Consider the following 8,300-nt stretch of genomic DNA (forward strand, 5'->3'; position numbering starts at 1 on the left):
CCCGGATGCCCCGGTGGGAGGGGCTTCGCGCCGGGCTTGGGTGAGCTAGAATGACGGCTCGATTTTTCGGCCCGAGCCGCCGGAGCCCGTCTTTGAAAGCTGCAATGGAAGATTCCGGCAAGCCACGCCGGATACGACCGGCGCAGCCTCGGCGGGCACTGGCAGGGCCACTTCCTGGACGAGCATAATGACCAGCAAGACCGGCGGTGATGCACCGCAACATGCCCCCAACAGTCCTGAAGCGCAATTGCGCCTGGCCGCGCTGGAATACCACCGCAGCCCGACCAAGGGCAAGATCCAGGTAAACGCGACCAAGGCGCTGTCCAACCAGCGCGACCTGTCCCTGGCCTACTCCCCGGGCGTGGCCTACGCCTGCGAGGAGATCGCCAAGGATCCCGCGATGGCCGCCGAGTACACCTCGCGTGGCAACCTGGTGGCAGTGATCACCAACGGTACCGCCGTGCTCGGCATGGGCGACATCGGTCCTCTGGCCGGCAAGCCGGTGATGGAGGGCAAGGGCTGCTTGTTCAAGAAGTTCGCCGGCATCGACGTGTTCGACATCGAGCTCGATGCGCACGACCCGGACAAGATCGTCGAGATCGTGGCCGCGCTGGAGCCGACGATCGGCGGCGTGAACCTCGAAGACATCAAGGCGCCCGAGTGCTTCTACATCGAGAAGAAGCTGCGCGAGCGCATGAACATCCCCGTCTTCCACGATGACCAGCACGGCACCGCCATCATCTCGGGCGCGGCGCTGCTCAACGGCCTGAAGGTGGTCGGCAAGGATATCGCCAAGGTCAAGCTGGCGGTCTCGGGCGCCGGCGCCGCGGCCATCGCTTGCCTGGACACCATGGTGAGCCTGGGCGTGACCCGCTCGAACGTCTCGGTGGTGGACTCCAAGGGCGTGATCTATGTGGGCCGCGACGCCAACATGGAACCCAACAAGGCGCGCTACGCGCAAGACACCTCGAACCGTACCCTGGCCGATATCGTCAATGGCGCTGACGTGTTCCTGGGCTGCTCGACCGCCGGCGTGCTGACCGCCGAGATGGTCAAGACCATGGCCGACAAGCCCATCATCCTGGCGCTGGCCAACCCCGAGCCGGAAATCCGCCCGGAAGTGGCCAAGGCAGCGCGCCCGGATTGCATCATCGCCACCGGCCGCTCGGACTACCCGAACCAGGTCAACAACGTGCTGTGCTTCCCGTACATCTTCCGTGGCGCGCTGGATTGCGGCGCCACCAAGATCACGGAAGCCATGAAGCTGGCTTGCGTCAAGGCCATCGCCGACCTGGCCGAAGCCGAGCTGAACGACGCCGTTGCCGCCGCCTACGGTGGCCAGGAACTGAAGTTTGGCCCGGACTACATCATCCCGACGCCGTTCGACCAGCGCCTGATCGAGAAGATCGCGCCGGCAGTGGCCAAGGCCGCAGAGGAGTCCGGCGTGGCCACCCGTCCGATCAAGGACCTGGAAGCCTACCGCCAGCAGCTCACCCAGTACGTCTACCACACCGGCCTGATCATGAAGCCGGTGTTCACGGCAGCCAAGGCCGCGCCCAAGCGCGTGGTTTATGCCGAGGGCGAAGAAGAGCGCGTGCTGCGCGCGGTGCAGACCGTGGTGGACGAAGGCCTGGCCCGTCCGATCCTGATCGGCCGCCCGCACGTGATCCAGATGCGCATCGACAAGGCGGGCCTGCGCCTGAAGGCCGGCACGGACTTCGAGCTGATCAACCCGGAAGACGACCCGCGCTACCGTGCCTACCACGAGGCCTACCACACCCTGCGCGGTCGCGACGGCGTCACGCCGGACGTGGCCAAGGTGATGCTGCGCCGCTCCAATACGCTGATCGGCACCATGCTGATGCATATGGGCGACGCCGACGCGATGCTGTGCGGCACCGTGGGCCGCTTCGAAGCCCACCTGGAGCACGTGCGCGACGTGATCGGCATGGCGCCGGGCGCCAAGGTGTTCGCCGCGATGAACGCGCTGATGCTCGAGAAGTACACGCTGTTCATCACCGACACCTTCGTCAACGACGATCCCACCGCCGAGGAGCTCGCCGCCATCACGCAGCTGGCCGCCGAGGAAATCGCGCGTTTTGGCCAGCATCCGAAGGTGGCGCTGATGTCGCACTCGATGTTCGGCTCGTCGGACCGCCCGTCGGCCAGGAAGATGCGCGCGGCCCAGGAGATCCTGGCTCGCGAAGCGCCGCACCTGGAAGTGGAAGGCGAGATGCAGGGCGACGCCGCCCTGGTCGAGGACGTGCGCCGTCACTTCCTGCCGGGCACCAAGCTGGCCGGCAGCGCCAACCTGCTGGTCATGCCGACGCTGGATGCGGCCAATATCGCCTTTAACCTGCTCAAGATCACGGGCGGGCAGGGCGTCACCATTGGCCCGATCCTGCTGGGCGCGGCCAAGCCGGTGCACATTCTCAACCCGCAAGCTACCACCCGCCGCATCGTCAACATGACGGCGGTGGCGGTGGCCGAAGCCAACGCGGTGCGCTGATCCGGCGGCGCGGCCGGCTTGCCGGGCGCCACCCAATGAAAACGGGGCTCCTTTGGAGCCCCGTTTTTTTGACCGGCTTGTGAAGCAGTTCCGCCGGCCCGGAAAACCTGTCCTGCCCTGATCCTGTTGCCGCTATGCCGCTATGCCGCTATGCCGCTATGCCGCAATGCCGCTATCGTCGCTATTGCAGCATGTTGTACTGCTCGCGCATCACAACGATGATGGACTTGGCCGCGGCCAGCCGGGTTGGCAAATGGTCCTCCTCCTCGCGCGGGAAATCGACTTCCGCGCTCCAGTTGCAACCGGTGTGGTCAGGCTGGTGAACTCGCATGGCATGCAGTTCGCACTCGCCGCACTCAGGATTGTTGTTGAGGAACTGGTTCAGGATGGCCATCAACTCCGACCGTGTCTTTGCATCACGCCGCATGAGTCACCTCGTCCGTTGCCGTCTTGTTGCCTGGAACCTAAATCTAGGTACGCAGGCGCAGGCCCGCCAATTGAATCGCTCTATTAAGCAGCGGCTTTCGATCCCGAATTCCGGTAGTTTGTCTCTATCGCACCGCAGCAAATCCATGCTGCGTCGCGGCACTGCCGAAACCAGCGGCGCTCAATCCGGTCGAACCGCCATGGTGCGGCGCGCCGCGATCCGGCGGCGAGGCGCCCTTCGGCGCCATGGCACTCGCGCGAACCCGACGACCCGGTGGCCATCCTCAATGCCGTCCTCAAGGCAATCCCGATGCTAAAGAATCTCTGGTACGTGCTGGGCCATTCAACGGATGTGCGTGCCGAGCCTGTCATGGTGACCGCGCTTGGCCAGAAGCTGGTGCTGTTTCGCGATAGCGCCGGCCTGGCCTGCGCGCTGTCCGATGTCTGCGCGCATCGGGGTGGATCCCTCAGCCATGGCCGCGTGGTGGCCGGCGACGTGGTGTGCCCGTACCACGGCTGGCGCTACGACGGCAACGGCATCTGCACGCATATCCCGGCCCAGCCGGGACTGCGGGTACCTACCCGGGCGCGGGTGGACGCTTACCCGACGGTGGAGCGCTTTGGCTGGGTTTGGGCCTTCCTGGGCGACCTGCCGCCGGCGCAGCGGCCACCGCTGCCGGATCTGTCATGGGTCGAGGATCCCCGTTTCCGGCTGGTGCGCGGGCATTTCGACTGGGATGCCAGCTGGGACCGCGTGATGGAGAACGGCCTGGACTTTGCCCACGCGCCATTCGTGCATGGCACGGCTTTCGGCGACCCCGCGCATCCCGAGATCGACGACTTCACGGTAGAGGCAGGCGAGTGGCAGGGCGAAGCGCGCATGCGCATGTACCGCCCGCGGCGCCGCTCATGGCCTGCGTGGCTCGCGCGCGGGGCAGCGGGTGGCCGGGTGCCGGTCTACACCACGCCGGGCTACCACTTCTCCGGGCCGTGCACCACGCTGCGGCTCGAGCCCCGTCCCGGCTGGGAGATCCGCATCGTCTCGGCGCACCTGCCGGTCGACGCCAAACGCACGCGCACCCTGTGGATGATGGGCCGTACCTTCATGAAGAGCGCGCTGCTTGACGCGCGCACCCGCCGCAGCAACCTGCGCATCTTCGAGCAGGACCACGCCGTGCTGTCCCGGGTTTGCCCGCAGCACACGCCCGACGACTGGCGGGAGGAAGTGTCGGTGCGCTCGGATGGCTTGCAGATCGCCTTTCGCAAGACGCTCAAGGCGCTCGAAGCGCGCGGCTGGGAGATCGACCTGGCCCGCATGGCCAGCGAGTTCGCGGGGCGCAAGGCGTGCGCGATTCCATGCCCGGCACGGCGTGAATCGTCGGCCTGGGCCATCGCCGGCGTGCCGACCCGGGGAGGCGGCTGAGCGTACTGGGCGTCCACCTGCGGCGGCTACCTGACGCCGGGCGTGCCGTGCACCTTCACGCCGGCGATGGCGGTGGACTGCTAAGCGCAGCGGCCCGCGGGATCGGCAACCGCCTGACGCCCGCGTTTGCCGGGAGCGAACACCATCAGGCTGAGCAGGGCAAGGACCCAGGCGCCGATCCCGCCATACAACATCACCCAGCCAAAGCCATGGACCAGCGCCGCATGCAGCGCGGCGCCGGACACGTCCAGGGCAGGCAGTTGCGCGAAGGCGTCCCCGGGCGCATCCAGGTTGCCCGCGGCAATGCGCTGCGCCAGCGCGCGCAACCGCAACGCATCGAACGCGCCCGGAAAGGCACGCTTCAGATACGAAGAGATCCCCGCGACCAGGATGAATCCCATCAACGCGATATTGACCGCCAGCGAGATCATCCGCGCGCTCATGTCGATGCCGGACGCCATGCCCGCGCGGCTGCTGGGGACCGAGCCGGTGGTGGTGTTGGTCACAGGCGTATTGGTGATGCCCAGGCCGATGCCGGCCAGCAGCGAACCCGGCAGCAGGGTGAGCCAGCTTGCCTGCGCCAGGCTGCTGCCGAGCTTCATCAGCATGAAGCCCAGCCCGATCGTGAACAAGCCCAGGGGAATGACCGTGCCGGCCCCGTAGCGCAGCGCGAGCCGCTCCCCCAGCGGCGGAAACACCAACGTGGGCAGCGTGTAAGCCAGCAAGGACAAACCGGCGGCCACGCTGCCGTAGCCCAGGCCGCCGTGGAAATAAAGCGGCAGGTAAATCATGAACGGCCAGAAGCTGAAGTTCATGCCCATGGAGCCAAGCAGCGCGCCCGAGAAGTCCCGGCTGCGGAACACCGAAACATCGAACATCGGATGCGGATTGCGTTTTTCCGCGAGCAGGAACGCCACGACGCTGGCCGCCGTCGCGGCCGTCATGCCGATCGCGGCGGCGCGGGAAACGCCGGCCTCCGGCCCCTGCGTGATAAGGTAGGCCAGGCCGAAAACGGCCAGCGACAGCGTGACGATGCCCGCGACATCGAGCTTGCCCGCCTGCGGATCGCGCGACTCTTGCACGCCCGCGAAGACCAGCGCCAGGGTCAGGATGGCCAGCACGACGTGCACCAGAAACACCCATTGCCAGCTGGAGACGGCAACGATCATGCCACCCACGATGGGCCCGAAACCCAGGCCGATCCCGAACACGATGCCCCACGCGGCAAAGGCCTTGCTGCGTTCCTTGCCTTGCTGGAACTGATGCGACAGGATCGCCACCAGGCAGATCAGCATCGCGCCGCCGGCCATGCCCTGGAGGAACCGGCTGGCAATCAGCACGGCGGCGCTTTGCGCCAGGCCGCAGACCAGGGAGGCGACGGCGAACAAGGCAATGCCGAGGATGAACATGCGCTTGCGGCCAAAGCGGTCGGCCAGTGTGCCGGCCGCCATCAGCACCGTGGTGCAGGCGATGGTGTAGGCATTCATGATCCATTGCATGTCCCCGAAGCCAGCGTGCAGGACGTGCTCAAGGGTGGGCAGTATGACCGGCACACTGGAGATCTCCAGGCCGAACATCAGCGCGGCCAGGCAGACGGCGGCCAATGCCATTTGGTTTTTACGGGAATGAGTGAGGCGCATCGAGGGTGCTTTCCAGGCGAATCCGGTTGCGGGGAACGGATGGCGTCGTGCTCGACGCCGGTCTTGGCGCACATTGTGAGCGAGTCCTCGCCATGATAGAAATGATCTAATTTCTTCCGATTCATTAACGATCATCATAAATAAGGGACCATGGATTTCGATCCGACACTGTTGCGGGCCTTTGTCGCCGTCAAGGAAACCGGCGGCTTCACGCGCGCGGCGCAGCGGCTGCACCTGACGCAGTCCGCGGTCAGCCATCAGATCCGGCGGCTCGAAGAGCAGGTGGGCCGGCCGCTGCTGCACCGCACGACGCGCACCCTGACCCTGACCGAGGACGGCAACGATTTTCTCCAGCACGCGGAGCAGATCCTGGCCTCGCTCGATGCTCTTTCGCGCCGGTTCCGGCCCTCTCCCGTTTGCGGTGTGGTGCGCTTCGGCGTGCCGGAAACCTTCCTGGGCGAGCGGCTTCCGCAACTGCTGTCGCGGTTCGCCCGGGCATTCCCCGCGGTGCGTCTCGATGTGAACGTGGGCACGTACCTGGACTTGCGCGCGATGATCAAGGCCGGCGAACTGGATCTTGCCGTGGTGTTGTCGGCGCCAGGCGGCGAGGGCGGCACGGTGCTGCAGCACACGCGGTTCGTGTGGGCCGCCGCCCAGGCCTTCGAGGTCGCACCGGGTGCGTCGTTGCCGCTCGCGTTGTCGCCCTCGCCCTGCGTCAACCGGCAGGTGGGCGTGGCGGCACTGGAGGGCACCCCCATACCGTGGCACGTGGCGTTTACGTCGCCAAGCCAGGAGGGCATCCGCACTGCGGTACTGGCGGGGCTCGGCGCCTCGGTGCAGATTCGCGGCGACCTGAAGCCGGGGATGAAGGTGATCGATGGCCAGTACGGCTTGCCAGCGCTGCCGGCGGCGGATTTTGCGCTGATCTGGCGCGATGGTGAGAAGACGCCGGCCGCGCGCGAGTTCGGGCGGTTGCTGGTGAGCCTGCAGGCGCCGCCCAAGCCCGGGCGACGGCGCAAGAATCCCTAGCGCCCGCGGCGCCGCGCGCTATGCCGCGTCGGGTCGCGTCGGGAACCCATGCCCGCGCGAGGCCCACGCAATCAGCAGCCCAACAAGCAACAACGCAAGCAGCGCCCACGGGAACGCGCCGACGCCGTGCGTCTCCAGCAGGACGCCGCCGACGATGCCGCCGGCTGCGATCGCGAGGTTCCAGGTGGTGACGAGCATCGATTGCGCGACATCGGTGCCAGGCCCCGCCGCCTCGGCGGATGCGGTCTGCAGCAAGGCGGGGGCGCCGCCGAAGGTCAGGCCCCAGGTCACGACGGCCAGATAGACCACGGCCGGCTGGCTGCCGCCGATGGCGAGCGCCAGCGAGGCCATGGCGAACAGCGCAAGGCTTGCCAGCACCAGCACGCGCAGCAGGCGGTCGATCAGCAGGCCGCTGACCCACACGCCGCCCAGCGACCCCACGCCGAACACCAGCAGCACGATATCCACCTGCCCGGCCAGCCCGGCTGGCACGAGAAAGGGCACGACATAGGTGTAGAGCATGTTGTGGGCCATCACCCATAAGGCCAGTACGCCCAGGACTGGCCGCACACCCGGGGTCGCGAACACCCGGCGCACTGGCATGTGCTTGCCCGCAGCGTGGCCAGCGTAATCCGGCGCCCTCAACGCGAACCACGCCATCACGGCCAGCGCCAGGACCGACATCGCGCCAAACGCGGCGCGCCGACGCCGGCCACGGCCAGTGCGCGGCCCTTGAGGTGATCCGGCACCATGCGCCGCGCATAGCCCGCGAGCATGCCCCAGATCAGGCCGCCCGCCATGCCTGCCAGCAAGCGCGCCACCAGTGCCACTACGTAGCCGGGCGCCAGGGCGGTAATCGTATTGAAGGCCAGCAGCCCGGCCAGCGCGGCCAGCAGCAATGGCCGGCGGCGCCAGCCTTGCGTGGCCGCTGTGCCGCGATGGCCAGCCGGCCGGGATCGGGCTCGGCTGGCCAGCATGGTGACCAACACGCTGGAGCCGCAGGTGTGTTTCGCCGAGCAGGGCCTGGGCATCGCCTGCGTGCCGGATATTTCCATCCGGCGCCAGCTGGACGAAGGCACGCTTGTCAGCGTGCTTGACGACTACAACCAGGACCGCACGATGCTGCGGGTGCTGTGGCCGTCCAGCCGCCAGCTGTCACCCAAGCTCAGGGCCTTCGTGGACTTCATCGCCGGGAGCCTGCTTGCCGCCTGAGCACCGCGCGCCGGCGCACCATAAAAAAACCCGCCACAAGCGCGGGTTGGGCGGGTTGGGC

General features: G+C 67.2%; 8 protein-coding genes. 4 read left to right on the forward strand and 4 right to left on the reverse strand.

Going from position 1 to position 8,300, the window contains the following annotated elements:
• Positions 1-187: 187 nt before the first annotated feature.
• On the forward strand, positions 188-2,509 hold the full coding sequence (locus AC1RWI_RS26565) for an NADP-dependent malic enzyme (RefSeq protein ID WP_492869795.1): 2,322 nt from the start codon (positions 188-190) through the stop codon (positions 2,507-2,509).
• Positions 2,510-2,690: 181 nt separating this feature from the next.
• Here the strand turns inward: AC1RWI_RS26565 and AC1RWI_RS26570 are convergent, their stop codons facing one another.
• A complete protein-coding gene (locus tag AC1RWI_RS26570) occupies positions 2,691-2,936 on the reverse strand; it encodes a hypothetical protein (protein WP_043344643.1) in 246 nt (81 codons plus the stop codon).
• Between the two features lie 309 nt (positions 2,937-3,245).
• Here AC1RWI_RS26570 and AC1RWI_RS26575 point away from each other — a divergent pair, with 309 nt between their 5' ends.
• On the forward strand, positions 3,246-4,358 hold the full coding sequence (locus AC1RWI_RS26575) for an aromatic ring-hydroxylating dioxygenase subunit alpha (RefSeq protein ID WP_043344646.1): 1,113 nt from the start codon (positions 3,246-3,248) through the stop codon (positions 4,356-4,358).
• An 80-nt stretch (positions 4,359-4,438) separates the two neighbouring features.
• Here AC1RWI_RS26575 and AC1RWI_RS26580 read toward each other — a convergent pair whose 3' ends face one another.
• Entirely contained in the window at positions 4,439-5,968 is a 1,530-nt protein-coding gene (locus tag AC1RWI_RS26580; RefSeq protein ID WP_492869796.1) for an MFS transporter, read from the reverse strand.
• Between the two features lie 180 nt (positions 5,969-6,148).
• Here AC1RWI_RS26580 and AC1RWI_RS26585 point away from each other — a divergent pair, with 180 nt between their 5' ends.
• Positions 6,149-7,027, forward strand: coding sequence for a LysR substrate-binding domain-containing protein (locus tag AC1RWI_RS26585; RefSeq protein WP_492869797.1), 879 nt, complete (start codon positions 6,149-6,151; stop codon positions 7,025-7,027).
• An 18-nt stretch (positions 7,028-7,045) separates the two neighbouring features.
• On the opposite strand, the gene AC1RWI_RS26590 is transcribed toward AC1RWI_RS26585, so the two are convergent.
• Positions 7,046-7,711 (reverse strand): MFS transporter, encoded by a 666-nt coding sequence (locus AC1RWI_RS26590; protein ID WP_492869798.1) that lies wholly within the window; start codon positions 7,709-7,711, stop codon positions 7,046-7,048.
• The gene (locus AC1RWI_RS26595) at positions 7,687-8,016 is read right to left on the reverse strand and encodes a hypothetical protein (protein WP_492869799.1); all 330 of its coding nucleotides are present in this window, start codon (positions 8,014-8,016) and stop codon (positions 7,687-7,689) included. The genes AC1RWI_RS26590 and AC1RWI_RS26595 overlap by 25 nt, the downstream gene beginning before the upstream one ends.
• Between AC1RWI_RS26595 and AC1RWI_RS26600 the strand changes: the two genes are divergently transcribed.
• A complete protein-coding gene (locus AC1RWI_RS26600) occupies positions 8,003-8,239 on the forward strand; it encodes a LysR substrate-binding domain-containing protein (RefSeq protein WP_052494463.1) in 237 nt (78 codons plus the stop codon). The genes AC1RWI_RS26595 and AC1RWI_RS26600 overlap by 14 nt on opposite strands.
• The last annotated feature ends 61 nt before the right edge of the window (positions 8,240-8,300 follow it).

The sequence above is a fragment of the Cupriavidus sp. MPR-AND1C genome, assembly GCF_058809705.1.